The sequence below is a fragment of the Mesorhizobium sp. USDA 4132 genome (assembly GCF_056279545.1).
The window spans coordinates 1,332,442-1,357,666 of record NZ_JBWCCP010000001.1 but is presented as its reverse complement, the minus strand read 5'-3'; the positions used below and the strand labels follow the sequence as shown (position 1 = coordinate 1,357,666).

At 60.8% G+C, this 25,225-nt stretch carries 29 protein-coding genes and 1 pseudogene; 22 read left to right on the top strand and 8 right to left on the bottom strand.

All coding sequences use genetic code 11. From position 1 onward, the window contains the following. Positions 1 to 11: 11 nt before the first annotated feature. The gene (locus ACZ9IU_RS07095) at positions 12 to 1,121 is read left to right on the top strand and encodes a pyridoxal phosphate-dependent aminotransferase (RefSeq protein WP_038541441.1); all 1,110 of its coding nucleotides are present in this window, start codon (positions 12 to 14) and stop codon (positions 1,119 to 1,121) included. A 190-nt stretch (positions 1,122 to 1,311) separates the two neighbouring features. Here ACZ9IU_RS07095 and ACZ9IU_RS07090 read toward each other — a convergent pair whose 3' ends face one another. Then, positions 1,312 to 1,578 carry a sel1 repeat family protein gene (locus ACZ9IU_RS07090; RefSeq protein WP_007758903.1) on the bottom strand — a complete coding sequence of 89 codons (267 nt, stop codon included), beginning with the start codon at positions 1,576 to 1,578 and terminating at the stop codon, positions 1,312 to 1,314. 522 nt (positions 1,579 to 2,100) lie between these two features. Here ACZ9IU_RS07090 and ACZ9IU_RS07085 point away from each other — a divergent pair. From ACZ9IU_RS07085 to ACZ9IU_RS07030, 12 genes are all read left to right on the top strand, one after another. Beyond that, entirely contained in the window at positions 2,101 to 2,439 is a 339-nt protein-coding gene (locus tag ACZ9IU_RS07085; RefSeq protein WP_038541434.1) for a DUF2147 domain-containing protein, read from the top strand. A gap of 572 nt (positions 2,440 to 3,011) precedes the next feature. After that, complete coding sequence (locus tag ACZ9IU_RS07080; RefSeq protein WP_038541431.1) at positions 3,012 to 3,236, top strand: hypothetical protein; 225 nt, start codon at positions 3,012 to 3,014, stop codon at positions 3,234 to 3,236. Positions 3,237 to 3,324: 88 nt separating this feature from the next. Beyond that, the gene (locus tag ACZ9IU_RS07075; RefSeq protein WP_038541429.1) at positions 3,325 to 3,540 is read left to right on the top strand and encodes a hypothetical protein; all 216 of its coding nucleotides are present in this window, start codon (positions 3,325 to 3,327) and stop codon (positions 3,538 to 3,540) included. Positions 3,541 to 3,627: 87 nt separating this feature from the next. Continuing rightward, positions 3,628 to 3,843 (top strand): hypothetical protein, encoded by a 216-nt coding sequence (locus ACZ9IU_RS07070; protein WP_247036779.1) that lies wholly within the window; start codon positions 3,628 to 3,630, stop codon positions 3,841 to 3,843. 86 nt (positions 3,844 to 3,929) lie between these two features. Then, positions 3,930 to 4,196: a hypothetical protein gene (locus ACZ9IU_RS07065; protein WP_038541426.1), complete on the top strand. Its 267-nt coding sequence runs from the start codon at positions 3,930 to 3,932 to the stop codon at positions 4,194 to 4,196. An 85-nt stretch (positions 4,197 to 4,281) separates the two neighbouring features. Further along, positions 4,282 to 4,575, top strand: a complete 294-nt coding sequence (locus ACZ9IU_RS07060; protein WP_038541422.1) for a hypothetical protein — start codon at positions 4,282 to 4,284, stop codon at positions 4,573 to 4,575. An 85-nt stretch (positions 4,576 to 4,660) separates the two neighbouring features. Then, complete coding sequence (locus ACZ9IU_RS07055; protein ID WP_038541420.1) at positions 4,661 to 4,921, top strand: hypothetical protein; 261 nt, start codon at positions 4,661 to 4,663, stop codon at positions 4,919 to 4,921. Positions 4,922 to 5,373: 452 nt separating this feature from the next. Then, positions 5,374 to 5,670, top strand: coding sequence for a hypothetical protein (locus ACZ9IU_RS07050; RefSeq protein ID WP_038541417.1), 297 nt, complete (start codon positions 5,374 to 5,376; stop codon positions 5,668 to 5,670). Positions 5,671 to 5,993: 323 nt separating this feature from the next. After that, the gene (locus tag ACZ9IU_RS07045) at positions 5,994 to 6,164 is read left to right on the top strand and encodes a hypothetical protein (protein WP_157885092.1); all 171 of its coding nucleotides are present in this window, start codon (positions 5,994 to 5,996) and stop codon (positions 6,162 to 6,164) included. 71 nt (positions 6,165 to 6,235) lie between these two features. Further along, a complete protein-coding gene (gene amn, locus ACZ9IU_RS07040) occupies positions 6,236 to 7,738 on the top strand; it encodes an AMP nucleosidase (RefSeq protein WP_038541412.1) in 1,503 nt (500 codons plus the stop codon). 48 nt (positions 7,739 to 7,786) lie between these two features. Beyond that, the gene (locus tag ACZ9IU_RS07035) at positions 7,787 to 8,065 is read left to right on the top strand and encodes a type II toxin-antitoxin system VapB family antitoxin (protein WP_080719138.1); all 279 of its coding nucleotides are present in this window, start codon (positions 7,787 to 7,789) and stop codon (positions 8,063 to 8,065) included. Then, complete coding sequence (locus tag ACZ9IU_RS07030; protein ID WP_038541407.1) at positions 8,062 to 8,490, top strand: type II toxin-antitoxin system VapC family toxin; 429 nt, start codon at positions 8,062 to 8,064, stop codon at positions 8,488 to 8,490. Before ACZ9IU_RS07035 ends, ACZ9IU_RS07030 begins: the two co-directional genes overlap by 4 nt. Here the strand turns inward: ACZ9IU_RS07030 and ACZ9IU_RS07025 are convergent. Further along, positions 8,487 to 9,452 carry a lysylphosphatidylglycerol synthase transmembrane domain-containing protein gene (locus ACZ9IU_RS07025; RefSeq protein WP_038541405.1) on the bottom strand — a complete coding sequence of 322 codons (966 nt, stop codon included), beginning with the start codon at positions 9,450 to 9,452 and terminating at the stop codon, positions 8,487 to 8,489. The genes ACZ9IU_RS07030 and ACZ9IU_RS07025 overlap by 4 nt on opposite strands. An 83-nt stretch (positions 9,453 to 9,535) precedes the next feature. Between ACZ9IU_RS07025 and ACZ9IU_RS07020 the strand changes: the two genes are divergently transcribed. After that, positions 9,536 to 10,555, top strand: coding sequence for a glycosyltransferase family 2 protein (locus ACZ9IU_RS07020; RefSeq protein ID WP_038541401.1), 1,020 nt, complete (start codon positions 9,536 to 9,538; stop codon positions 10,553 to 10,555). Then, on the top strand, positions 10,539 to 12,038 hold the full coding sequence (locus ACZ9IU_RS07015) for an ArnT family glycosyltransferase (RefSeq protein ID WP_051899674.1): 1,500 nt from the start codon (positions 10,539 to 10,541) through the stop codon (positions 12,036 to 12,038). The genes ACZ9IU_RS07020 and ACZ9IU_RS07015 overlap by 17 nt, the downstream gene beginning before the upstream one ends. Before the next feature lie 135 nt (positions 12,039 to 12,173). Here the strand turns inward: ACZ9IU_RS07015 and ACZ9IU_RS07010 are convergent, their stop codons facing one another. Beyond that, positions 12,174 to 13,541: an aspartate aminotransferase family protein gene (locus tag ACZ9IU_RS07010; protein ID WP_038541398.1), complete on the bottom strand. Its 1,368-nt coding sequence runs from the start codon at positions 13,539 to 13,541 to the stop codon at positions 12,174 to 12,176. Between the two features lie 84 nt (positions 13,542 to 13,625). Between ACZ9IU_RS07010 and ACZ9IU_RS07005 the strand changes: the two genes are divergently transcribed. Continuing rightward, positions 13,626 to 14,960: a glutamine synthetase family protein gene (locus ACZ9IU_RS07005; RefSeq protein ID WP_038541396.1), complete on the top strand. Its 1,335-nt coding sequence runs from the start codon at positions 13,626 to 13,628 to the stop codon at positions 14,958 to 14,960. A 9-nt stretch (positions 14,961 to 14,969) separates the two neighbouring features. Here ACZ9IU_RS07005 and ACZ9IU_RS07000 read toward each other — a convergent pair whose 3' ends face one another. Beyond that, a complete protein-coding gene (locus ACZ9IU_RS07000) occupies positions 14,970 to 15,677 on the bottom strand; it encodes a hypothetical protein (RefSeq protein WP_038541392.1) in 708 nt (235 codons plus the stop codon). Between the two features lie 373 nt (positions 15,678 to 16,050). Here ACZ9IU_RS07000 and ACZ9IU_RS06995 point away from each other — a divergent pair, with 373 nt between their 5' ends. Beyond that, the gene (locus tag ACZ9IU_RS06995) at positions 16,051 to 16,794 is read left to right on the top strand and encodes a GGDEF domain-containing protein (RefSeq protein WP_038541390.1); all 744 of its coding nucleotides are present in this window, start codon (positions 16,051 to 16,053) and stop codon (positions 16,792 to 16,794) included. Between the two features lie 39 nt (positions 16,795 to 16,833). Here the strand turns inward: ACZ9IU_RS06995 and ACZ9IU_RS06990 are convergent, their stop codons facing one another. After that, on the bottom strand, positions 16,834 to 17,772 hold the full coding sequence (locus ACZ9IU_RS06990) for a diacylglycerol/lipid kinase family protein (protein ID WP_038541388.1): 939 nt from the start codon (positions 17,770 to 17,772) through the stop codon (positions 16,834 to 16,836). A gap of 270 nt (positions 17,773 to 18,042) precedes the next feature. Here ACZ9IU_RS06990 and ACZ9IU_RS06985 point away from each other — a divergent pair. Further along, a pseudogene (locus ACZ9IU_RS06985) lies at positions 18,043 to 19,285 on the top strand (MFS transporter). Between the two features lie 194 nt (positions 19,286 to 19,479). On the opposite strand, the gene ACZ9IU_RS06980 reads toward ACZ9IU_RS06985, so the two are convergent. Then, entirely contained in the window at positions 19,480 to 19,875 is a 396-nt protein-coding gene (locus tag ACZ9IU_RS06980; RefSeq protein WP_038541384.1) for a winged helix-turn-helix transcriptional regulator, read from the bottom strand. Between the two features lie 123 nt (positions 19,876 to 19,998). Between ACZ9IU_RS06980 and ACZ9IU_RS06975 the strand changes: the two genes are divergently transcribed. Beyond that, positions 19,999 to 21,015: a zinc-binding alcohol dehydrogenase family protein gene (locus tag ACZ9IU_RS06975; protein WP_038541382.1), complete on the top strand. Its 1,017-nt coding sequence runs from the start codon at positions 19,999 to 20,001 to the stop codon at positions 21,013 to 21,015. Between the two features lie 75 nt (positions 21,016 to 21,090). Here the strand turns inward: ACZ9IU_RS06975 and ACZ9IU_RS06970 are convergent, their stop codons facing one another. Next, a complete protein-coding gene (locus tag ACZ9IU_RS06970) occupies positions 21,091 to 21,702 on the bottom strand; it encodes a L,D-transpeptidase (RefSeq protein ID WP_038541380.1) in 612 nt (203 codons plus the stop codon). 192 nt (positions 21,703 to 21,894) lie between these two features. Between ACZ9IU_RS06970 and ACZ9IU_RS06965 the strand changes: the two genes are divergently transcribed. Continuing rightward, positions 21,895 to 22,128, top strand: coding sequence for a type II toxin-antitoxin system VapB family antitoxin (locus ACZ9IU_RS06965; protein ID WP_038541378.1), 234 nt, complete (start codon positions 21,895 to 21,897; stop codon positions 22,126 to 22,128). Next, entirely contained in the window at positions 22,125 to 22,490 is a 366-nt protein-coding gene (locus ACZ9IU_RS06960; protein WP_038541376.1) for a type II toxin-antitoxin system VapC family toxin, read from the top strand. Before ACZ9IU_RS06965 ends, ACZ9IU_RS06960 begins: the two co-directional genes overlap by 4 nt. A gap of 6 nt (positions 22,491 to 22,496) precedes the next feature. On the opposite strand, the gene ACZ9IU_RS06955 is transcribed toward ACZ9IU_RS06960, so the two are convergent. After that, positions 22,497 to 24,158 (bottom strand): electron transfer flavoprotein-ubiquinone oxidoreductase, encoded by a 1,662-nt coding sequence (locus tag ACZ9IU_RS06955; RefSeq protein WP_038541374.1) that lies wholly within the window; start codon positions 24,156 to 24,158, stop codon positions 22,497 to 22,499. A gap of 258 nt (positions 24,159 to 24,416) precedes the next feature. Between ACZ9IU_RS06955 and ACZ9IU_RS06950 the strand changes: the two genes are divergently transcribed. Beyond that, the gene (locus tag ACZ9IU_RS06950) at positions 24,417 to 25,220 is read left to right on the top strand and encodes an SDR family oxidoreductase (protein WP_038541371.1); all 804 of its coding nucleotides are present in this window, start codon (positions 24,417 to 24,419) and stop codon (positions 25,218 to 25,220) included. The last annotated feature ends 5 nt before the right edge of the window (positions 25,221 to 25,225 follow it).

The window sequence follows — 25,225 nt, the reverse complement described above, 5'->3', positions numbered from 1 at the left end:
AACTGAAATCCATGCCTGCATTCTCGCGCTTCACACCGCTGATCAGCGCCCTTCCCGCCAGCGTCCCCTTCGTCGGCCCCGAAGCCATCGAGCGCAATCGCGGCCTCATGGTCAAGGCCCGCATCGGCGCCAATGAAAACGGTTTCGGACCGGCGCCTTCCGTCATCGAGGCGATCGGCGCAGCGGCCGCAAGCACCTGGAAATATGCGGATCCGGAAAATTTCGAGCTCAAGCAGGCGCTTGCGGCGCATCTGGGCTGTCAGGTCAACAATATTGCGGTCGGCGAAGGCATTGATAGCCTGCTCGGGCTGATCGTCCGGATGGTGATCGAGCCAGGCATGCCGGTCGTCACCTCCTTCGGTGCCTATCCGACCTTCAACTTCCATGTCGCAGGCCACGGCGGCCGGCTGGTGACGGTGCCTTATGTCGGCGACCGCGAGCATCTCGATGGGCTGATGGAAGCCGTTCGCCGCGAAAACGCGCCACTCGTCTATTTCGCCAATCCCGACAATCCGATGGGAAGCTGGTGGGATGCCGACAGCATCGTCGCGTTTGCCAAGGCGCTGCCGGAAACCTGTCTGATGATTCTCGACGAGGCCTATTGCGAGACGGGGCCAGCCGGCGCGACGCCCGATATCGCCGCCCTGATCGACCGGCCGAACATCATCCGCACTCGAACCTTCTCGAAGGCCTATGGCATGGCCGGCTCGCGGGTGGGTTATGCGATCTCAACGCCCGGCACGGCTGAGGCCTTCGACAAGATCTGCAATCATTTCGGCATGAACAGGATCGGCGTCGCCTCGGCGCTCGCGGCGCTGAAAGACCAGGCCTACCTCTCCCAAGTGATCGGACAGATCAAGGCCTCGCGGGAACGGATCGCCGCCATCGCTGAAACCAATGGCCTGAAGCCGCTGGCGTCTGCCACCAATTTCGTGGCGATCGACTGCGGTCGCGACGGCGCCTATGCGCGCTCGATCGTCGATGGGCTGATGGAGCACGGGGTTTTCATCCGCATGCCGGGTGTCGCACCGCTCAACCGCTGCATCCGCGTGAGCACGGGACCGGAGCCGGATATGGCGTTGCTTGAAGAAGCGCTGCCGAAGGTGCTGAAGAGCTTATAGGCCAAAAGAAAATGACCGCGCCGGCCTTGTTCCTGCCGGTCGCGGTCTCAATTTCAGGCGTCGTCCCCGTCCAGACCCGACCGCCCTGTCTCCCGATCCCCTTTTGGGTTGATGTCTTTTGGATTGTTCTCCCGCCGGCCCTCTTGCGGGGCCGGTCAAATTCTTCGACCACAGCGCTCCCTCGAGGAGCTCAGTGCATGGTCATCCATTCGCGAGCGGCGCGAAGGGCTGCGGCCAGCTGCATCTTGCTCATCGTCTGGGCCAGGTCGGCGCGCAGTTCGGCGGCGCGGTCGGAGCCCTTGATCGCGGCGATGTTAAGCCATTTGTGAGCGGAAACGAGATCGACGTCGCAACCACGGCCGGTCGCATACATCAGACCCATTTCGCAGAAAGTGTCGGCGCGGGTTTCGCCACCCATGGTGGCCATTCCGGAATTGTTCATTTCAAAGCGTGCCATCGGTTTGATCCCTGTTAAAGCCTGTTGTTCGTCGTCTGCCCTGTTTTTGCCCTTTCGGGCTCCGTCCGGATCGCCGTCTTAAAGCGGCTGTTTCGATCCTTCCGGCCGGCGGTTTTTCCCGCTCGTTTGATGACTTCACTATGCGCCCAACCTTCCAAAAGACGCCTAAAAAGCATGATTAATTCAACGAAAACAAAGTACAAACGCTTGGTAAACTTGGCTTTTTGTTAAACATGGGATGCCTTGCATTTTAAGGAATTTGCAGAGATTTTTACGAAAAATTTAGAAAACGATTTAAACTGATTGCTAACTACGAATCCGGGTCGCATCGATGGACCTGTGGAAAACCCGGGCCTCCCCGAGGCTGTAAATCCCCCGTTTTCCAAGCCAATCCGATATTTATCTTTACGTACGGGTAAGATAAATTTCGAACCGGGTTCGCGCAAAGGGTGCGAATTGGAGGAAACCGCGCCGTCTATCGCTTGAGAAGGTCTGACGGCGGAAGCAAAGGAGGAAACAATCATGATGCGCAGACTGATGCTTGCTGCCGCGCTGACACTTGCCGCAGCTGGGGCCCAGGCCGCCGAGCCGATCGAAGGCAATTGGAAAACCGCCAGCGGCGAGACCGCAGCGATCGGCAAATGCGACACCGCCTATTGCGTGACGCTGAAGACCGGCAAACATTCCGGCAAGCAGATCGGCAAGCTCTCCGGCAAGGACGGCGAATATAGCGGCGAGATCACCGACCCGGCGGACGATAAGACCTATAGCGGTTCCGGCTCGGTCAGCGGCAATTCGCTGAAGATGAGGGGGTGCGTCCTCGCGATCTTTTGCAAATCGCAAACCTGGACACGCCTCTAAGGTCGGCCCGCCCATATTCCTTATATAAGAAGTGCAGAAATGGTCGCGCCGACAAAGGCCGCGGCCATTTTTCGTCTCGCGACGTCAAGGACTGCCTGATTTTTTTGCTGCGCCGCACCAACAAAAGGCAGCATGATCACGGAAACGGCATCGGATTTGACCACCAAGTCCGGCGGATTTTTGGATGTCACAGTTTTGTGAAAAGCTTGAATAGGCCTTGAACGCAATTTACGCCGCACAAAAGTCCCAAAAAAGCCTTATTCTGCCAAAACACACACGCAGGCGATGCAAATTCTGTCCGACCTATCTATGGCATTGATATTAATCGATAATTATCTTACCAAATTGTAACTTAATCGGTTTATTTACGGCAATCTCAAAAAAATTAGCTTGCTTAGCACTTTTAACGTGCATTTTTAAAAGCCGATTTTGGCTGTCAACGTTTCGTTGACAACAGTCGCCAAAAGTGGGGCTTTCGGATCGAACCGATCGGTCCGATATCAGCATCGCAAACAGAAATTCACTCTGGTTCGACCCAAGACCGAACCGAACATACTCCAAGGATAAAGACAATGACCAAGATCACTTCCGCATTCGCCGCAGCCCTTATCGCTTCGGCTTCTTTCGCTTCCGTCGCCCTCGCTGAAGGCGACTATTATGAAGGCGCCTCCAAGGCCTCCGCGACTGTCGACCATGTTCAGACCGGCAGCATTGCGAAGGATCAACAGGCTGCCAACCAGATCCAGGCTCCGATCGGCCGCGGCGACTATTATGAAGGCGCAAACCGCCCGAACTAACCGCAGCTCATTCAAAACACCGAAACAACAATCCGCAGGCCAGGTCGCAAACTCATGAGCCGCGGAACACTCTGAAGGGACTATCACAATGACCAAGGTCACTTCCGCAATTGCCGCAGCCCTCATCGCTTCGGCTTCCTTCGCCTCCGTCGCCCTCGCTGAAGGCGATTATTACGAAGGCGCCTCCAAGGCTTCCGCCACGACCGACCAGGTCCAGACCGGCAGCATCGGTCAGAAGGCCGAAGCCCAGAAGGCAGACGTCAACAGCGGCGACTATTTCGACGGCGCAAACCGCCCGAACTAACCGCAGACGTTCAAGACACAGAAACAACAATCCGCAGGCCAGGTCGCAAACTCATGAGCCGCGGAACACTCTGAAGGGACTAACATCATGACCAAGATCACTTCCGCTATCGCCGCAGCCCTTATCGCTTCGGCTTCCTTCGCCTCCGTCGCCCTCGCTGAAGGCGATTATTACGAAGGCGCTTCCAAGGTTTCCGCCACGACCGACCAGGTCCAGACCGGCAGTATCGGTCAGAAGGCCGAAGCCCAGAAGGCAGACGTCAACAGCGGCGACTATTTCGACGGCGCGAACCGCCCGAACTAACCGCAGACGTTCAAGACACAGAAACAATTTCCGCAGGCCAGGTCGCAAACTCATCAGCCGCGGAACACTCTGAAAGGACTACCATCATGACCAAGATCACTTCCGCAATTGCCGCAGCCCTGATCGCTTCGGCTTCCTTCGCCTCCGCCGCTCTTGCCGATGAAGGCGACTATTACGAAGGCGCACAGCCCACAGAACAGGCTCAGGCCGTTCAGGGCGCTCGCGTCGACAACTTCGGCTACACCGGTTCTATCGGTCGCGCCAAGGCTTCGGCCCAGTCGAACCAGTCCTTCGACGGCACGGTCACCCTGAACCACGGCGATTATTATGAAGGCGCAGTTCGTCCGAACTAACCGCCCTCAATCAACCGAAACAACACATCCGCAGGCCAGGTCGCAAACTTTGAAGCCGCGGATCACTCTGAAAAGGAATAGGATCATGTCTAAGATCACTTCGACGATCGCTGCTACGCTGATCGCTACCGCTTCCTTCGCCACGGCCGCCCTTGCCAGCGGCGGCACCTATTACGAAGGCGCCGTCGAACCGGCTCCCAGCCAGCCGGTTGCCTCCAGCCATCAGGCCGCTCCCAAGGCCCAGCATCCGCGGGTCAGCTACGGCTACACGGGCTCGGTCTCGCACGCCACTGGCTCCGATCAGTCCGGCAAGGGCTTCGACGGCACGGTGATCCTGAACCGTGGCGACTACTACGAAGGCGCAGTTCGTCCGAACTAACCGCCGTTATTCAAGATACTGAACATATGTCCGCAGGCCGGGTCGCAAACTCACTGCCGCGGGCAACTCTGAAAGGCATAAGACAATGACCAAGATAACTTCCGCACTCGCCGCAGCCCTGATCGCTTCGGTTTCGTTCGCCGGTGCAGCACTTGCTGAAGGCGACTATTACCAGGGCGTTCAGAAGACTGCGCCTTCCGTCTCCACCTCCATCGATCGCACCAACACCGGCAGCATCGATCGCCAGGACGGCAAGCTTCCGTTCAACAATGGCGGCGGACGGGATAACCGTATCTCCGATCTGGACAGCGGCGACTACTACAGCGGCGCAAATCGCCCGAACTAATTCTTAAGTTCGCTCGCGATCGATAGCCGCACGGAGCCTCGGCCAGTGCGGGATCGGACAGACAGAAAATATACGGAAAAATGAAATACCAGCCGCTTGCGCGGCTGGTATTCGCAGTTCATTCAAGACACCGATTGGAAAGACGGGTCGCAATCGTCTTTCCGGTGCGTGGATGGCAGGACTCTGAAACCCGCCACCGTATTCAAGATTAAGTGAAGCTTTTCCACGAATCAATCACGTTGATGCTCTTCTTCGTGAGATTCCTGCATTTGGCAGCGGACCGCCCGTTTTTTGCGGTATTCCAGGCTTTTTCGCCCCCTAGACAAAAAACCGCTAGTGGCAGGTCCGCTCCATTTCCATTGGAACGATCCGTCCTTCCAGGGATTTCTATCTTCGGCGGAGCGATGCGACTATCGCTTCGCACCATAAGAACAGATGGAAAGGACAGGACAATGAAAACCTATCTGACTTCCGGTATTGCCGCTCTTATCATTACGGCAGGTTATACTGGTGCCGCCATGGCGCAGGATGCCGTCTATCCTGACCCGAATGGCCTGCCGCAATCGCCGCCGACCATCCAGCAGGATCGCGGCCGGGATCGCGGCCAGGGCGTCGACACCATGTCGACCGGCAGCATCTATCCGGGTACCGGCTACATGTACAACAACAACACCAGCGGCAATGCCGACCTGGACGGTGGACAGGACGAAGGCGACTACTACGACGGTATATTGCGTCCCCATAACTAAGCAGTTGCTTCAAGATACCGCATCTCGCGCAGGTCGCAGCCAGCGCACGGAATGACCTCTCCACCGATAGAACCAATTTTAAAGCCGGCCCCCGGGGTCGGCTTTTTCGCGATCGGCATGGCTTCGAAGATGCACGGCGACATCCGATCACCTCGTGCCTGCGCCGGACCATGTTTCGGCAGGGACGCAGTCATGTGCGGCTCTTCAAGCGTCCGTTCTGTTCGGCCGGCGTTAACCATTCTGAACCCAGGATGAAGTCCTCTCTCAGCACGCATTCAGCCCCGCGCCTTTATTCTGCCGCCATTGGCTTTGGGGAGAGAACCATGACCGCCCTCGCACGTCGCCTGACAATCGTAACGCTGATCATGACCATTTTCGCATTTGCCTTTGCCGCGCTTGTCGCAGCTCCGGCGCGCAACGATTTGCGCGTGCATCTCGGCACGACCGTGCCCTGTTACCATCCCGCGACGCCAAACTGCGTCGCGGCGCTTTAAAACTCATGAATCAATCGGCACGAGCCTTCTGACGTCGTTTGATTGTTATTGAGTTCCCACTATAATAGCGCATGAACACACGAATCTTTTCCCTATCCCCGCTTTCCTTCATCAGCCCGAGCCCGGTCGAGCCGCGCGCCTTCGACAATCCGGTCGAGGCGGTCGATGCCCTGACCGAGCTCTACGAGCGCAACACGCGGTTCCTGATCGAGGCGTTCGGAGCGCTTGCCGACGGCGCCGCCGTGACCGGCCGCTACCGCGCCTGCTACCCGCAGGTCAGCATCGAGACGACTTCGTTCGGACACGCCGACTCGCGCCTCTCCTACGGCCATGTGTCGTCCCCCGGCGTCTATACGACGACCATCACCCGGCCAAAACTGTTCCGGCATTATCTCAAGGAACAGCTCGGCCTGCTGATGCGCAACCACAGCGTTCCGGTGACGATTTCCGAATCGACCACGCCGATCCCGCTGCATTTCGCTTTCGGCGAAGGTGCGCATGTGGAAGCGTCGGCGACCAGTTCGCTCGCCGACATTTCGCTGCGCGATCTCTTCGACACGCCGGATCTCAACAATACCGACGACCTGATCGCCAATGGGGAATACGACCAGGTGGCTGGCGAGCCGGCGCCGCTTGCGCCGTTCACCGCCCAGCGCATCGACTATTCGCTGGCGCGGCTCAGCCACTACACGGCGACCAGCGCCGATCATTTCCAGAACTTCGTGCTGTTCACCAACTACCAGTTCTACATCGACGAATTCGCGGCCTGGGCCCGGGAGATGATGGCAAAGGGCGGCGATGGCTACACGGCCTTCGTGGAGCCCGGCAATATCGTCACGCTTGCCGGCAGCGACAAGCCGGAAACCGATGCGGTCGTCCGCCTGCCCCAGATGCCTGCCTATCACCTGAAGAAGAAGGGCCATGCGGGCATCACGCTCGTCAATATCGGTGTCGGACCTTCGAACGCCAAGACGATCACCGACCATATCGCCGTGCTGCGCCCGCATGCCTGGCTGATGGTTGGCCACTGCGCCGGCCTGCGCAACAGCCAGCGCTTGGGTGACTATGTGCTGGCGCATGCCTATGTGCGCGAAGACCATGTGCTCGACGACGACCTGCCGGTGTGGATCCCGATCCCGGCGCTTGCCGAGGTGCAGCAGGCGCTGGAGAGCGCGGTTGAAGAAGTCACCGGCTACCAGGGCTTCGAGCTCAAGCGGATCATGCGCACTGGTACAGTCGCGACGATCGACAACCGCAACTGGGAACTGCGCGACCAGCGCGGGCCGGTGAAGCGGCTCTCCCAGTCGCGCGCCATCGCGCTGGACATGGAATCAGCGACGATCGCCGCCAACGGTTTCCGCTTCCGCGTGCCCTATGGGACGCTGCTCTGCGTATCCGACCGGCCGCTGCACGGCGAACTGAAACTGCCCGGCATGGCAACCGCCTTCTACCGCACCCAAGTCAGCCAGCACCTGCAGATCGGCATCCGCGCCGTTCAAAAGCTTGCGGCAATGCCGACCGAGACGCTGCATTCGCGCAAGCTGAGAAGCTTTTACGAGACGGCGTTTCAGTGACAGCGCCATAATTTAGGACTATGTTCTGGACTCTCAGGAGGGTTCCCGATGCGAATGTCCTTAAATATCGACGACGACCTCTTAAACGAGGCGAAGGAAATCGCCGGGTTGCCGACCACGGCAACCGTGGAGGAGATCCTTCAACATCTGGTCACGAACGAACGCCGACGCCGCGCTTTCAAGGAGCTTGAAGGCATGGGCTGGGATGGCCCTCATCACAGCCGGCCGACCTTCGAGACCCTGGCATCCGAATTTCGAGCCCTGACCGCCAATCGCGACCATACGCCTTCCGAAATGCTGATGCGCGAAGGACGCCAAGAACGGTGACGACCTTCGTCGTCGACGCAAGCGTCGTTATCAAATGGGTCATCCAGGAGACAGGGACTTCCGAGGCGCTGTCCCTACTCGACGGCAATGCACTGATTGCCCCCGATCTGATCCTTGTCGAATGCGCCAACATCCTCTGGAAGAAGGTACGGCGGAAAGAGCTTTCCGCCGTAGAGGCACATTTCGGCGCCCGGCTGATCGAGGGCTCGGACTTGCAATTGCGAGAAATGCTACCGCTCTTGAACGCCAGTCTCGAACTCGCGATCGAACTTGATCATCCGGCTTATGACTGCATCTATCTGGCCCTTGCGCTGAAGGAGAATCTTCGCTTCGTCACTGCAGATGAAAGCCTCGTTCGAAAGCTGCGGCAAAGCGCCGACAAGAGATTTCGGGACGCGGCGATATCGCTGAGCGAATTGGCTTAACTGCGATCACGCGTCGGCCGCGCCACCAGCAAGGACAGTGCGGTCCCCACCAGCGACGAAATGATCACCAGAAGATGGGTGTTGACCGCCGCCTGGCCGAGTTCCGCCAAGGGCAGCCCGGCCGTGCCGGCACCGAAGGCGATGGCGCCGGCGGTGATGCCGGCGGGATAGGTGCCGACGCCGGCGGGGGCGTGGACCGGAAGCACCGAAGAGAGCTCGCCGCCGAGGGCGCCGCCGAAGCTTGCGGCGATCGAGAGGTCACCCAAAAGGCCGAGGACCCAGGCAAGCACGGCGATCTTGGTGAACCAGTTGATCAGCGTCGCGCCCCAGGCCCGGGCAAAGGCATTGGCATCGAGCGGCAGGCCGGCTTCGACTTCGTCGAGCAGTTTTTTCGCCTTGTCCGGCAGAACCTTACCCGCAAGACGGAAGGCGTGTTTGCGCAGCGCGAAGGCGATGGCCGGCAGGATGAGGAAGGCGAGCCAAAGCGCCCAGGCCCAGAGCTTTCCGGTCTGCAGCGCCAGCCCCGTGCCGGCAGCGGCGAGCAGCGCATGCAGGTCGAAGAGGCGCATGACGAACAGCGCCGCGGTTCCACGCGCGACGCCGAGCCCGAATTCGCGCTTCATCAGCAGCGGAAAGCTCGCCTCGCCGGTGCGGAAGGGCAGCATGATGTTGAGGAGGTTATGGACCTGGACGAGCCTCAGCAGCGTGCCGAAATGGCCGCCGGTTTCGGCCGGGAAATAGTCGTAGATACGCCAGGTGCGCAGGACATAGGTGCCGAGCAGCAGCACGAGCGCTATTGCCGCCGAACCCCAGCCGGCGCTGCTCCACAGCGACACGACGCTCTGCCAGCCCCAGACCCACTGGATGAAAGCGGCGTAGACGAGGATGATCGCCACCGTTCCGAGCGTCATCGCGTGGCGAATTATCCACGCCCGGCGACTGGCAACCGGAGAATTCTTCATATAGTAGGATGCCCCATGTGAAATTTCGGTTTCGGCCACTATCTGAGCGGCCTTTCCAGCCCGTGGTTTAGGAGAAACGCAAGGTGCGTACAACAGCAGAGTCGGTGACGGACCGCATCGAGACGGCCGAGCCGATCGAACTGTCCCTCGTCGTGCCCCTCTTCAACGAAGAAGAAAGCGTGCGTCCGCTGATCGAGAGGATCTGCGCGGCGATGGCGAATTATGCTGCGACATGGGAACTTATTCTCGTCGATGACGGCAGCACCGATGCGACGATCGCCAATGCCCGCGAAGCGCTGAACCGCCCCGGCCTCGACCTGAAGATCGTCGCGCTGCAGCGCAATTTCGGCCAGACGGCTGCCATGCAGGCCGGCATCAACCAGGCCGAAGGACGGCTGATCGCCACGCTCGACGGCGACCTGCAGAACGACCCGAAGGACATTCCCGGCATGGTGGCCGAGCTGGAACGGCGCGAACTCGACCTTCTCGTCGGCTGGCGCAAGAACCGCCAGGATGGGCTGCTGTTGCGCAAGGTGCCCTCCTTCATCGCCAACCGGCTGATCGGGCGGATCACTGGCGTGCGGCTGCATGATTACGGCTGTTCCCTGAAGATCTATCGCGGATCGGTGATCAAGCAGGTCAAGCTGATGGGCGAAATGCACCGCTTCATTCCGGCCTGGGTTGCCGGCGTGGTGCCGAGCTCGCGGATCGGCGAGATGCCGGTGACCCACCATGCGCGCCAGCACGGCGTTTCCAAATACGGCATTTCCCGCACCTTCCGGGTTATCCTCGACCTTCTGTCGGTAATGTTCTTCATGCGTTTCAAGGCGCGGCCGGGACATTTCTTCGGCTCGCTCGGCCTTGGGCTCGGGGCGCTGTCTGCGATCATCCTCTTCTACCTGTTCATCGACAAGTTCGTCATGGGCAACGACATCGGCACGCGACCGCTGTTCCTCATCGGCGTCATGCTGTTCCTCTCGGCGGTACAGATGATCACCACCGGCATTATCGCGGAAATGATCGCCCGCACCTATTACCGCGATGACAACTCGCTCAGCTACATCGTCAGGGAAGTCTATGAGGGCGATGCGGCGCATCAGTGACGCGCTTGCCCGCCGTCCCGGCCTCATCCTCTGGCTGATCGCTGCCTATTATGTGCTCGCGGTCATCCTTCGGATGCTGCGCTCGGAGGCGCTCGAAAGCGACGAGGCAGAACAGCTCTACCAGTCGCAGTTCCTGCTGATGGGCTACGGCCGTCAGCCGCCGTTCTACAACTGGCTGCAATACGGGATCGTCCACCTGATCGGCCCGTCGATCCTGGCGATCGCCCTGGTCAAGAATCTGCTGCTATTCCTCACCTGTGCGGTCTATGGACTGGCGGCGCGGGTGTTGCTGAAGGACCCACGGCTCGTTGCCATCGCCATGATCGGCGTGATCGCCATGCCGGCGGTCAGCGTCATGGCGCAGCGGGACCTGACGCATGCGATCGCCACACTGTTTGCCGTCGCGTTGTTTTTCTACGGTTTCCTCAAGACGCTGACGCGGCCGAGCCTGTGGACCTATCTCCTGACCGGCATCGCGGTCGGGTTCGGTCTGATCGCCAAGTATAATTTCGTCATCGTGCCCGTCGCGGCAATCCTCGCGATCCTGCCGGAACCGGACCTGCGCAAGCGCATTCTCGACTGGCGGCTGATCCCGGCGCTTGCCGTCACAGCGGTGATCTGCCTGCCGCACGGCCTTTGGGTGCTCGGAAACCTGGGCGAAGCGACGGCCGGGACGATCAAGGCCATGCGCCAGGACGCGTCGGGCAACCCCATCCTCGACCGGCTGTCCGGCATCGGCACGCTTTTCGTTGCAATACTGACCGGCGGACTGCCGGTGCTCGCCTTTTTCCTGATCGCCTTCCGGCGGCCGCTGATCGATGCCTGGCCGGCGACGAACCAGTGGACGCGGGTGATCGGTCGGACGGTCGTTCTCTGCCTGATCGCCGTCGGGCTGATCGGGCTCGGTTTCGGGGCCACCAGCATCAGCGAAAAATGGCTGTCGCCCTTCCTGGTTCTGCTGCCGCTTTACCTCTGCCTGAAGCTCGAGGCCGCCAATGCGGAGACGAGCCGCAGCATCCCGCGGCTGCTGTTTCCGGTGGCGGCGCTGGCGCTCGGCTTCGTCGTTTATATCGCGCTCGGCAATGTCATCGGCGCGAGGTTCGGCAACTATACCAAGGAAAACCTGCCGTCCGGACGGTTCATCGAACAGGTGGTGGCGGAGCATGCCGGAGCAAAGCCCGCCTATGTGATCACCGCCGATCCCTATCTTGCCGGAAGCGCTCGGCTGGAACTGCCGCAGGCCCGCGTGCTGCTACCGAGTTTCGGCCAGACGCCGCCGCTCGGCGAGGCGGAGAGACGCCAGCCGGGGCTGATCCTCTGGCAGGAAAGCGGTGATACGCTCGACTCTCTCAAGCCATATCTGCAGGCGAACGGGGTCGCAGCGGAAGGCTTGGCGCCGGCGACCAAAACCGTGCCTTATCTCTTCTCGGGTGGGCGGAACAGCGTCACGTTTGGATATGCCTGGGTGGAGCCGGTAAAGTAACCGCGTACGGCGGGGCGTGTAGCCCCTCCCCCTTGTGGGGAGGGGTTGGGGAGGGGTCTTCGCTCCGCATCAAAACCCCTCCCGCCTGCCGGCCACCCTCCCCACAAGGGGGAGGGTTAAGGGTGCCGCACCGGCTCACTCCCTAACGCTATCTTTCAGATGATCGAGCGCCGCCCGGAGCTTCTCGATTACCTCATCCACTTCCGAACGGCTGATGGTCAGCGCCGGCGAGGCGAGCATGCGGTCGGCGGTGGCGCGCAGGATAAGACCGTTCTCGACGCAGTGGTTGCGCACCAGCGAGCCGATATCGTCGGGCTTTGCATAACGGCGGCGGGTGGATTTATCCGCCGCAAGCTGCAGACCGCCGATCAGGCCGGTGCTTTCGGCCTGGCCGACCACCGCGTGATCCTCAAGGCTTTTCCAGGCGGCGGCAAAATAGGGGCCGATATCGTCGCGGACGCGCTCGACCAGTCCCTCCTCCTCAATGATGCGGATGTTTTCCAGCGCGGCGGCGGCGCAGACCGGGTGACCGGAATAGGTGAAACCATGGTAGAAATCGCCCAGCTCCTCGACCATCACGTCGGCGACGCGGTCGCTGACCAGCACGCCGCCGATCGGCAGGTAACCGGAGGAGAGGCCCTTGGCGATCGGCGCCAGATCCGGCTCGAAGCCGAAATGCTGGTGGCCGAACCACGTACCCAGGCGGCCAAAGCCGCAGATCACCTCGTCGGAAACGAGCAGGATGTTGCGCGCCTTGCAGATGCGGGCGATTTCCGGCCAATAGGTCTCCGGCGGAATGATAACGCCCCCTGCCCCCTGGATCGGCTCGGCAACGAAGGCAGCGACGCGGTCCTCGCTAAGTTCGTCGATCTTCGCCTCCAGCTCTCGGGCGACCTTCAGGCCGAATTTGGCAGGTGTCAGATCGCCGCCCTCGGCGTACCAGTAAGGCTGGTTGATGTGGTGGACGCCTTCGATCGGCAGGTTGCCCTGTTCGTGCATCAGCTTCATGCCACCGAGCGAGGCGCCGGCGACCGTCGAGCCGTGATACGCGTTCTTGCGGGCGATGACCAAGGTCTTTTCCGGCTTACCCAAAGCCTTCCAGTAGACCCGCGCCATGCGGAACCAGGTGTCGGTCGCCTCCGAGCCGGAATTGGTGAAGAAGACGCGTTTCAGGTTTTCGGCCGTGTGCGAGGCAATCTTCTGGGCGAGCAATGCGGCCGGCTCCGTCGTGGTGCCGAAGAAGGTGTTGTAATAGGGCAGTTCCTGCATCTGCCTGTAGGCGGCATCGGCGATCGACCTGCGGCCGTAACCGACATTGACGCACCAGAGGCCGGCAAAGGCATCGAGATATTTCTTGCCCGTCGAATCGTAGATATGGACGCCCTCGGCGCGCTGGATGACCCGCGCACCCTTGGCGTTGAGCTGCTTCATGTCCGAGAACGGATGCAGGTGATGGGCGGCATCGATGGCGGCGAGATTGGAAAGCGGCGGCATATCGGTCATGACTGTCTCTCTGCCTTAGATTGTGCCGTTAATTCTTATCGGTTACGAACAGAGTTCCGCAACACCCGTCAAAAGACATTCCTCATGGCTTCCGATTCCGCACCGCCTCGCATCGAAATCCTGCTCGTCGGCATGAACGGCGACCTGCGCGGCAAGCAGATTCCGCTCGAGGCGGAAAAGAAGGTCTGGGACGGTACGGTGCGCCTGCCTTCCTCCACCCAGTCGCTGGATATCTGGGGCGACGACAATGACGACATTACCGGCCTATCGCTGTCGGTCGGCGACCCGGACGGGGTGTGCATTCCCGACAAGCGTAGCCTTGCGCCAATGCCGTGGGCGCCGGAAGGGTCGAAGCAGGTGCTTTCAACCATGCACGAATTCGACGGCACGCCTTCCTTCATGGATCCGCGCGCCATTCTCGCGGCCCTTCTCAAGCGCTTCGAGGAGCGCGGCCTGACGCCGGTCGTGGCGACCGAGCTCGAATTCTACGTGATCGAGGACGACTGGCGCGAGACCGGCAGGCCGCGACCGCCGGCAAAGCTGACCTATCGCGGTGAGCCGAACGGCTTCCAGCTCTACGACATGAGCGCTGTCGATGCACTCGACGACTACCTGCAGACGGTGCGGACCTGGGCCAAGGCTCAAGGACTGCCGGCGGATGCGACGACCGCGGAATTCGGCCCCGGCCAATTCGAGATAAACCTCCTGCACCGCGCCGACGCGCTGGCGGCGGCCGACGATTGCATCTATCTCAAGCGGATCGCCGAACAGGCGGCAAAGAAGCACGGCCTCAAATCCACCTGCATGGCAAAGCCTTATGCGGACCATGCAGGCTCCGGCCTGCATGTGCATGCGAGCATCATCGACCGCGACGGCAACAATGTGCTGGACGCGAAGGGCGGCGACCCGGTGCGGCTCAAATCCGTCTGCGCCGGAATGCTAGACACGATGCGCGATGCTCAGCTGATCTTCGCACCGTTCGCCAATTCCTACCGCCGCTTCCAGCCGGGATCCTTCGCGCCGGTCGACATCGACTGGGGCTACGGTCATCGGGGGACTGCGGTGCGCATTCCTGACGCCCAAGGGCCTGCCGCCCGCATCGAACACCGCGTCGCCGGCGCCGACGTCAATCCGTATCTGCTGCTGACCGCCATCCTCGGCGGCATGCTTTTAGGATTGGATGAAACGCTGGATCCGGGTCCTGCGACCGAACCGGGCAAGGAGCCGCCGGCCGGTACGAAAAAGCTGACGCACGACTTCCTGACCGCCGTCGAGGAGTTTTCCGCCTCCCCCTTCATCGCCGACGTTTTTGGGGCGCGCTATCAGAAGCTCTATGGCGACACGAAGCGCAAGGAGGCGATCACCTACCTGCGCACGGTCTCGGATTTCGACTACCAGACCTATCTGCCGCGGATTTAGGATCTAGGCCTATTCATCTTTCATCCATGCCGCGTAGAGAATATCCTTCACATCCACGAACATAAATACATCGCCCGGTTTGAAGTCGAATGCATCGCTCCAGGCGGCGATATATGAACCGAGTTCCATGCCGAGTTCACGCAAGGCCGTCTCATCGCCGGTCTTGGCAGCGTTGATCTCTTCTTCCTTCATCGCTTTCATGAGGTCGCTATAGGTGCTGTTCCCTTCGCTGTCGGGAATGAAGACGATGATGCCGCTCTTGTCCTCGAACTTCACCGAAAGCTCGATCTCGTCTTCAGTGAAACGCTCGCGGTTCTTGACGATCATCTGGGGAAGCACGATCGCGAAGAGGTTTTCGCGCGAAATAGCACCGTCATGGGCCTCCTGCTGCTGCTTCACCAGCTGCATGAATTCCCATCCCTTCTCGGAGATCACCTGCTTCAGCGTCTGCTTGACGGTGGGATCGGTGACCTTGAACTGATCCGAGTCGATAAACTTCATCGCCTCGGCCGCCAACTCGCCCTTGGCATCCAGCTCCATGAAAGCGACGCTGACCGCAAAGGCGGCCTTCAGCGTCTCTTCGGCCGGTTCGCCGGTAATGCCATTCGCCACCTGGACGAGATCGGTTTTCTTGTCTTCTTCATTTTCGGCAGGCTGCGCATTCGCCTGCTGAAGGATCAGCAAAGCCGCAGGTTGAACAACGGAGATGGAAGTCATGCCGGCCCTCGCCCGCGGCGCACCTCCCCTTGATGGGCATTGCCGCGATTTGTCGGGCGCTTCATGGCCAGACCAACCAATGATTCTATCATTGGTTGAAAATCTAGTGTTCCCGAGTTAACGGGATATGAACAAACGGATGCAAGAGGTTGTATCGCAGGCTTCGGACTCGCTCAAATCCTGCTGACGTCCCGTTCCTGCGTCCGGTTGATTAGCACCGTCGGCTCGCCCGCACGGACCGGCAGCATCGCCCCACCGCAAACAGGGACGATCCATCGGCTGCACACGATCGATGTTTAAGCGAATGTTTCAACCTATCTTAAATTCATAAGGCCTAAGGAAGCTCGATATTTGAAGTCTTGCGGCACATCCGATGCGTATTGTTATCGCCAAGTCACTCCTTACCGGCCTCCTGTCCCTGCTCGCATCTCTGGCTATATCGTTTACTTTCGTTCCGATGTTGGGCGGGGAAGTCGCCGGTGCCGGCCTGGTGATGACGATTGTTTGCCCGCTTGCCATCTCTATCCCTGCCTCGGCCGTGCTTTACAGCCAGTCGGAACGAATCCGGCGTGCGGAAGCCAAGGCCTCTGACGCACTCGCCAAACTGGCAGCCGCCTACGAGGAGCTTCACCGGCAGTCCCGCCACGACGGATTGACCGGGCTGTTGAACCGCAGCGCCTTTATGGAAGAACTGCAGACCCTCAGCCGGGAGGGTGTAACCGGAGCCCTTATTTTTCTGGATCTCGACCACTTCAAATCGATCAACGATCGCCACGGCCATGCAGCCGGTGACGAGGTCCTTCGCCGCACCGGGCAGATACTCGCCACGTATGACGGGCAATTCAACATAGCGGGCCGCCTCGGAGGCGAAGAATTCGCTCTCTTTCAAGGCGGCCTGAGCGTCGACGAGATGTTGAGGTGGTGCGAAGATATCCGAGGACTCATCGAAGGCATGGACATGCGCTCCGCCTCGCGATCGAGCGTCCCGGTGTCGGCCAGCATCGGAGCTATCCAGTGCGCTTCGGGCTTTGACCCTTCTGAAAGTCTCAGAGCCGCCGATGTAAATCTGTACGAGGCAAAATCGCTCGGGCGAAATCGAGTGGTTTCATCCATCTGAAGAGGCGGCCGAACTGCTCGGATATCGCCGCGAGCCCGCTCAGATGCCGCTGCCGTCCCGTTCCTGCGTCACGCGTTCCTGCGGCTGGTTGACCAGCACGGTCAGCTCGCCCGCATGGATCTTCAACAGCACGTCGCGGTCCATGGGGAGCAGCTCGCCGTCGATGACGCAGCGGATATCGTGGCGCTCGCGGGGGAAATGCAGTTCCAGTTCGGTCACCGTCATCGCGGTGACCGCGGCGTTTTCCTTCAGCCGGCCGCGCAGGATGTCGAAAGTCAGCCGCACCACGCCCGCCGGCGTTAGCGGATCGGCGACATAAAAGCCGAGATGGCCGCCGGTCAGGCTGTCGGCGAACATCAGCGGATCGCGGCCGAATTCATTGTTGGAGACGGAGATGGCCGAGACCCTGCGGTGCCCGACCTTGCCGCCCGCATTGTATTCCACCTCGAATTCCGGCGGATTGAACATGACGCCGATCGCCGCCCTCGTGCTCGCGCGTATCTTGCCAAGCCGTGAGGCGAAGGTCATCGAATTGCGGTAGCGCACCATGCGCGCATGCATGCCGGCAGAAAACTGATGCACGAAACTCTTGCCGTTGGCGCTGGCGATATCGATGTTTTCCGGCCGCGCCTGCGCCAACGCATCCAGCACCTGCCAGATATCGAGCGGCAGTTTCAGCGAGCGGGCGAACAGGTTCATGGTGCCTGCCGGCACGACGCCGAGCGCGATGCCGCTTTTCCACGCGATGCCGGCGGCGGCCGAGATCGTGCCGTCGCCGCCGCCAGCGATCAGCCCCTCGACGCCTGGCGTCGAGGCCGCCTTTTCCATGGTCGAGACCACGTCCTTGCCGGATACCACATGGCATTCGATCTCGTGGCCGGCCGCCTTGAACGTCTCGGCTGCTCGAGCGCAATAGGCGTCCATGTCTGTGGTTCGGAAGGTACCGCCATCGCGGTTGAAGACGGCAAAGAGGTTCATTTGCTCTCGCTTGCAGAGGAGCGGATTTGGCGCGGGACAACGGCCCATCAGAGAAATGGTTGCGACCGGGAGTTTTATCAACAAGCCCGCCGTCGCTTCAGGAAAAAACTCACAATCCCGTGAGAGCACGCCTGAATAAATGGCGGATACTACCGCAACGCACCATGCCGTGTTAGCCTTAAGTCCGGTCATTCGATGACCCACTCACCTCCAGAGCGGGTGGATGCCTCCCACATCCTACCCGCGTCTTTTTCCAGCAGATTCAACGTTATGACCGATACTGCCGCCGATTTTCAATCCGCACGGGACCGTTCGGAAGCCAAAGATTTTGATAATGCACCAGAGCTTTCGCGGCTCGCCGTCATCCTGATCGAGATCGCGCTGGCGGTTGGAGGTTTCGGAATCGGCACCGGCGAATTCGCCATCATGGGGCTTGCTGCCGGATGTCGCCTCCACCTATCAGGTCAGTATTCCGATGGCGGGCTACGTGATCAGCGCCTATGCCCTCGGCGTCGTCATCGGCGCGCCGATCATCGCGGTCGCGGCCGCGCGGATGACGCGGCGCTCGCTGCTGCTGATCCTGATGACGGTGTTTGCACTCGGCAATATCCTGAGCGCCGCCGCCCCGGATTTCTGGAGCTTCACGGCGCTGCGCTTCATCACCGGCCTGCCGCATGGCGCCTATTTCGGGGTCGCAGCTCTCGTGGCTGCCTCGATGGTGCCGCCCAACAAACGCGCCCGCGCCGTCGGCCGGGTGATGCTCGGCCTCACCGTCGCGACCCTGGTCGGCACGCCGATCGCCACCTTCATGGGACAAATGCTCAACTGGCGCGCCGCCTTCTTTCTGGTCGGCGGCATCGGCGTGGTGACGGTGGCACTGCTCTGGTATTTCCAGCCGCGCGACAAGGTGCATGAAGGCGCCAGCATCTGGCGCGAGCTGAGTGCCTTCGGCCGCGCGCAGGTATGGCTGACGCTCGGCATTGCCGCGGTCGGTTTCGGCGGCATGTTCTCGGTGTTCAGCTACATCGCCTCGACCACGACGGTGACGGCCGGAATGTCGGCCAGCATGGTGGCGATCGTGCTCACGCTGTTCGGCATCGGCATGAATGTCGGCAATATCGTCGGCTCGCGGCTGGCCGACGTGTCGCTGAAAGGCACGATCGGCGGCGTGATGCTGTTCAACATCGTCGTCATGGGTGCCTTCGGGCTGTGGGCGCAATATCCGGTCGTGCTCTGCCTTTGCGTGTTCCTGATCGGCTGCGGCTTCGCTGCTGGCCCTGCGCTGCAGACGCGGCTGATGGATGTCGCAGCCGACGCGCAGACGCTTGCTGCCGCCTCCAACCATTCAGCCTTCAACATCGCCAATGCACTCGGCGCCTGGCTCGGCGGGCTGGTGATCGCCTGGGGCTGGGGTTTTGCCGCGACCGGTTATGTGGGGGCAGTGCTGTCGCTGCTCGGCTTTGGGGTGTTTGCGGTATCTGCGGCGCTCGACCGGAAGACCGCGGCGGCCTGAGAGCAAGTCTCCCCCTCACCCCGCCTCCGCTGTCGCTCGGCGGACCTCTCCCCGAGGGGAGAGGATGATCGATAGGTCGCGGCACATTCCCTCTTCTCCCCAGCGGGGAGAAGGTGGCCCGAAGGGTCGGATGAGGGGGTGGCTCGCGCTGCTGTCTCAGTTAGATTCCGTATGAGCACGCAGCGCTTCAATGACTAAGCCGCTTTCGACGCTGCCTCTTCCTCCGGCATCACCATATATTTCCGGCCATTCTCGCAGATGACGTGTTCCTTGCCCCAGAGACGGAGTGCGGCGATGACCGGTTCCAGGCTGCGGCCGATCGGCGTCAGCGCATAATCGACGCGCGGCGGCACGACCGGGAATACGGTGCGGGACAGCAAGCCTGCCTCTTCCAGTTCCCGCAGCTGCTTGGTCAGCATGCGCTGGGTGACCGCCGGAATGCGGCGGCGCAGTTCGTTGAAGCGCAGCGTGCCGTCTTGCAACAGGTGATAAAGGATGACGCCTTTCCATTTCCCATCGAGGAAACTCAGGGTCGACTCCACCGGGCAGCCTGGGAAATTGTCGGTCAGCTTTGCACGGGGTTTCGACATGGTCAGCGTCCTTTCACGGTATACTTTTCGGTACTATAGACCAAAAATGTGCATTCTTGCGCTCCTTGAACATAGGCGCCATCTAGTCTCCGGACAACAGGACACAAACCAAGGAGACGTTCCATGCGCGCCGTCGGCTTCAACACGCCCCAGCCCATTACCGCCGAAACCTCGCTGATCGACATCGAGCTGCCCATGCCGGAGGCGACGGGCCGCGATCTGCTCGTCGAGATCAGGGCGGTCTCGGTCAATCCGGTCGACACCAAGGTGCGCCGCTCGGCCGCGGTCGAACCCGGCCAGCACCGGATCCTCGGTTATGACGCTGCCGGCGTGGTGAAGGCGGTCGGCCCGGGCATCAAACTTTTCAAGCCGGGCGATGAGGTCTATTATGCCGGCGTGATCAACCGGCCGGGCACCAATGCGGAATTCCATCTGGTCGACGAGCGCATCGTCGGCTTCAAGCCGAAGACCCTGAGCTTCGAGGAAGCCGCCGCCCTGCCGCTGACGGCGATCACTGCCTACGAGACGCTGTTCCATCGCATGAAGGTGCAGGACAAGGTGGCAGGTGCCTGGAACGCGGTGCTGGTCATCGGTGGCGCCGGCGGGGTCGGCTCGATCGCCATCCAGCTCCTGCGCGAGCTCTCCGACGTGACGGTGATCGGCACCGGTTCGCGGCCGGAAACGCAAGCCTGGATCAAGGAACTCGGCGCCCACCACGTGCTCGACCATTCGAAGCCGATGGCGCCGCAACTTGCCCAGATGGCGATCGGCGCACCCGCCTTCGTCTTCTCCACGACCCATACGGAAAACCATCTCCAGGACATCCTGGAGCTGATCGCACCGCAGGGCCGGCTGGCGCTGATCGACGATCCGAAGGAGCCGATGGACCTGCGCGCCTTCAAGAGCAAGGCGCTGTCGGTGCATTGGGAGATGATGTTCGCGCGTGCCGTCTTCCAGACCGCGGACATGATCGAGCAGCACAAGCTTTTGAACCACGTCGCCGAACTGGTCGATGCCAAAAAGATCCGCACAACGCTTGCCGAAACCTTGGGGCCGATCAACGCAGCGAACCTGAAGAAGGCGCATGCGATGGTCGAAAGCAACCGCACCAAGGGCAAGCTCGTGCTTTCGGGCTTCTGACGAGGCCTGTGACAAGAAACAAAGAAAGCCCGCCATGGCTGAAACGGCGGGCTTTCTTAGCGGCCTGGCGGTGGATCAGGCCTGGATGACGACGACCTTGGCGCCGACATTGACGCGGCTGTAGAGATCGACGACGTCATGGTTCATCATGCGGATGCAGCCGCTCGACATGGCAAGCCCGATCGATTGCGGCTGGTTGGTGCCGTGGATGCGGAAATGCGTGTCGTTGCCGCCGCGATAGAGATACATGGCGCGGGCACCAAGCGGATTGTTCGGGCCGCCAGGCATGCCGCCTGCGAGTTTCCGGTATCGCTCCTCGCGGCGCTGCATGTTTTCGGTGGGCGTCCAGGTCGGCCATTCGGCCTTGCGGCCGACATAGGCATTGCCGGCAAGCGCCAGTCCGGCACGGCCGACTCCGACGCCATACCGGATCGCGCGGCCATTGCCGAGGATATAATAGGCGCGGCGGGCCGGCGTATCGACGACCACGGTGCCGGCTGCATGCGGGGTGACATAGGCGACTTCCGTGCGGCGCAGCTCCGGCTTTATGTTCTCGACCGGTACGGTCTTCAGCGGGAACTGTTCGTTGGGCAGCGCTGCGTAATTCGTCTGATCATTGATGGTGGAAGCGCAACCGGCAAGCAGAAGCGGCAGGCCCGCAAGAAAGCCGCGACGGGAAATCGTCATGAATGTGTCCTTGATGCGTCGAGAAGATGACGCTGAATTTAAGAATATTATGGTTAATGAAGTGCTAAACGGGCGGTTATTGCAGTCATCACGAACGCGTCAGAAGGGTGCTGATGTAGAGATGCCACGCACGAGGCCCGCATTGAGATGCGCATCATTTGATGCTACCTTTGATGCAGCAGGAGATAGGCCATGCGCACGACGGTCACGATCGATGATAAATTGCTCGCAAGAGCTCAAGAAGTTACTGGCATCAAGGAGCGATCCCTCCTTTTGAAGGAGGCCTTGACGCGGTTGATTCAGGAAGAAGCTGCGCGTCGCCTTATCGCGCTGGGTGGAAGCGCACCCGATTTGGAAGCCCCGCCCCGGCGGCGGTGGAACCTTGACGGGACGTGGGGAGGATCAGATTGGGATAAATCGGAGTGATCCTGCTCGACACCTCGATCTGGATTGATCATCTCCGAAAGCGCGAGGAGGCTGTCGAATTTCTTCTGAAACGAAAGCAGGTTCTCGTGCATCCCTTCGTCATCGGGGAAGTGGCCCTTGGCCCGATGCCACGCTATGATCTTGTTCTACAGTCCCTCTCAGAGTTGCCTCAAGCCTTAGTGGCAAGCGACCCTGAGGTTCTCTTGCTCATCAGACAGCACTCGCTCATGGGAAGCGGCATCGGCTATGTCGACGCGCATCTACTGGCGTCAACCAGGTTGCACGAAGGTACCCGACTGTTGACCCGCGACAAGCGCCTCGCGCGGATCGCGACAGCACTCGGCATCGGATACGAACCTTAACCAGCCTCACATATTCGGATAGACCGGCCCCTCGCCGCCCTGCGGTGGAACCCAGTTTATGTTCTGGTTGGGGTCCTTGATGTCGCAGGTCTTGCAGTGGACGCAGTTCTGGGCGTTGATGGCGTAGACTTCTTCGCCATTCTTCTCGACCCATTCGTAGACGCCGGCCGGACAGTAGCGCGTCGAGGGACCGCCATAGACGTCCAGCTCCGAGCGCTTCTGCAGGTCCATGTCCTTGACCTGTAGATGGACCGGCTGGTCTTCCTCGTGGTTGGTGTTCGACAGGAACACCGAGGACAGCCGGTCGAAGGTAAGCACGCCGTCCGGCTTCGGATAGACGATCTTTTTATGCTTGGCTGCCGGTTCCAGCGAGGCTGCGTCGGTCTTGCCGTGTTTCAGCGTGCCGAAGATCGACAGGCCGAACAACTGGTTGGTCCACATGTCGAGGCCGCCGAGCGCGATGCCGAGGCCGGTGCCGAGTTTCGACCAAAGCGGCTTGACGTTGCGCACCCGCTTCAGGTCCGTGCCGATCGGCGTCGAACGCCATTCGGTCTCGATCTCGACCACCTCGTCATTGGCACGGCCGGCTTCGATTGCCCTGGCGATGTTGTCGGCGGCGAGAATGCCGGACAGGACCGCGTTGTGGCTGCCCTTAATGCGCGGCACGTTGACGAGGCCTGCGGAACAGCCGATCAGCGCGCCGCCGGGGAAGGTCAGTTTCGGCACCGACTGATATCCGCCCTCGGTGATGGCGCGGGCGCCGTAGGAGAGGCGCTTGGCGCCCTCGAAGGTTCCGCGGATCGCATCATGCGTCTTGAAACGCTGGAATTCCTCGAACGGATAGAGATACGGGTTCTTGTAGTTCAAGTGCACCACGAAGCCGACGGCGACGAGGTTGTCCTCCAGGTGGTAGAGGAACGAACCGCCGCCGGTTTTCATGCCGAGCGGCCAGCCGAAGGAATGCTGCACCAGGCCCGGACGATGATTTTCCGGCTTCACCTGCCAGAGTTCCTTGAGGCCGATACCGTATTTCTGGGGCTCGCGATCCTTCTGCAGGTCGAACCGCATGATCAACTGCTTGGCGAGCGATCCGCGCACTCCTTCGCCGATCAGCGTATATTTGCCGATCAGTTCCATGCCGCGGGTAAAGGCCGGGCCGGGCTCGCCGTTGCGCTCGACACCCATGTCGCCGGTGGCCACGCCCTTGACCGCGCCGTTTTCGTCATAGAGCACTTCGGTGGCGGCAAAGCCCGGATAGATCTCGACGCCGAGCGCTTCCGCCTTTTCGGCGAGCCAGCGACAGACGTTGCCGAGCGAGACTATGTAGTTGCCGTGATTGTTCATCAGTGGCGGCATCATGAAATTCGGCAGGCGGATCGAACCGGCGGGGCCTAAGAACAGGAAATGGTCGGCGGTGACCGGGGTTTTGAACGGATGATCCGCCTCCTCGCGCCAACCGGGCAGCAGCGCGTCGATGCCCGAAGGATCCACCACCGCGCCAGACAGGATATGGGCGCCGACTTCCGAACCTTTTTCAAGCACGACGACGGTCAGGTCCGGATTGACCTGCTTCAGGCGGATCGCGGCTGAAAGCCCCGCAGGACCCGCGCCGACGATCACCACGTCGAATTCCATGCTCTCGCGTTCTGGCAGTTCTTGCTCGTTCATATCCAACTCCGCTCGCCGGCCCCTTCCGGCTTTATTCAGGCAACCTGTTTGACAAAACCGCCCCGGCTTGTCGAGGCGGGAAAACGTCCTCCGCCTTGTCATTCGCGCAAATCGCGTTTCGGTTTTCTCATATTACTTTTACGTGCACGTCAATTATAGGCACCGAACTGCAGAAAGCAAGATCGGCCTTTCGCAGCCTTCTGTCGCTGCTATAAAGGCCCGACAACCGATTACAGGAATTGGGGAAGGAACAGAACCATGGATCTCGGTCTCAACGGCAAACGCGCTCTCGTGCTCGCCTCGTCGCGCGGGCTTGGCCTCGGCATCGCCAAGGCTCTGGCGAGCGAAGGCGCCCATGTTCTCCTCGTCGGCCGCTCCGGCGAACGGCTGGCGGACAATTGCAAGGCGATCAATGCCGAAGGCCAGGTAAAGGCCAATGGGGGAAAAGCAGACTGGGTCTGGGGCGACCTTTCCGAGGAAAATTTCGTCGAGGCGATGAAGACCGCCGTCAAGGAGAAGCTCGGCGGCATCGACATTCTGGTCAACAATACCGGCGGCCCGACGCCCGGCACCGCGGAAGACATGACCGCCGACAAGCTCGACATCTTCTTCCAGTCCATGGTTCTGCGCGTCATCACGCTCACCAACGCCTTCCTGCCGCAGATGAAGGAACAGGGCTGGGGCCGCATTCTCACCTGCGCCTCGTCGGGCGTCTACGAGCCGATCGCCAACCTTGCGCTGTCCAACACCCTGCGCTCTGCGCTGGTCGGCTGGAACAAGACGATCGCCACCGAAGTGGCGGGGTTCGGCATTACCTGCAACATGCTGCTTCCCGGCCGCATCCATACCGACCGTATTGACGAACTCGACGGCGCCAATGCCAAGCGCACCGGCAAGTCGGTGGAAGAAATCCGCTCCGCCTCGCTGAAGACCATTCCCGCCGGCCGGCTCGGCAGGGTCGAGGAATTTGCAGCCGCCGGCGCGTTCCTCTGCTCGGTCCCGGCAAGCTATGTCACCGGCACGATGCTCCGGGTCGACGGCGGCGCGTCGCGTTCGATCTGATCTTC